This window comes from Oleiphilus sp. HI0132, assembly GCF_001635845.1.
On record NZ_LWGJ01000536.1, the window covers coordinates 1 to 646 of the forward strand.

The 646-nt window shown below is 47.2% G+C and carries 1 protein-coding gene; it reads right to left on the bottom strand.

The genetic code is table 11. The features are described 5' to 3' along the window. A partial coding sequence (locus tag A3766_RS06430) for a DUF5011 domain-containing protein (RefSeq protein ID WP_156508736.1) occupies positions 1–633 on the bottom strand: 633 nt, incomplete at its 3' end. Positions 634–646 lie beyond the last annotated feature (13 nt).

Consider the following 646-nt stretch of genomic DNA (forward strand, 5'->3'; position numbering starts at 1 on the left):
GCCGATTACGGTTGCATTGACTGTACCGCTGACACCGATGTTTGCAGAAATATCGCCGTCAGTATTATCTGTGGCTGTGGCACCAGGGTCAGTGTAAATTGTATTCACTTCATGATTAATTGGGTTATTGCCAACTAAGGTGATTACCGGTGGTGTTACATCATCTACCGTCACAAACCTTACCATGGGGTTTGCAGCATTTCCTGATGAATCAGTGACATTGTAGATAACTGTGTAAGTTCCTTGAGTATTTCCATCGACGGTATCACCGCTAACAACAATATTTGAGCTAATATCGCCATCTATATTGTCTAATGCTGTAGCGCCCGCATCGACGTAGGCTGTGCCAAGCTGGTGATTGGTGTTTGTATCGCCAATTAAAGTAATTACTGGGGCTGTTGAGTCATCTATGTTGACTGTACGGGTTACGGTTGGAGCAGGGTTGCCCGATGAATCTGAGACATCGTAAGTTATAAGGTAGCTGCCGATTAAGTTAGGGTCTACCGTGTCGCCACCGACAACAATGCTTCCGGAAAGGTCACCATCTACCGCATCCGTAGCTGTTGCTCCAGGGTCAGTGTAAGGCGAGCCTTGTGCGTGAGTGAGAGGGTTATCTCCGAGTAGGGTGATCATAGGGCTACCGGAA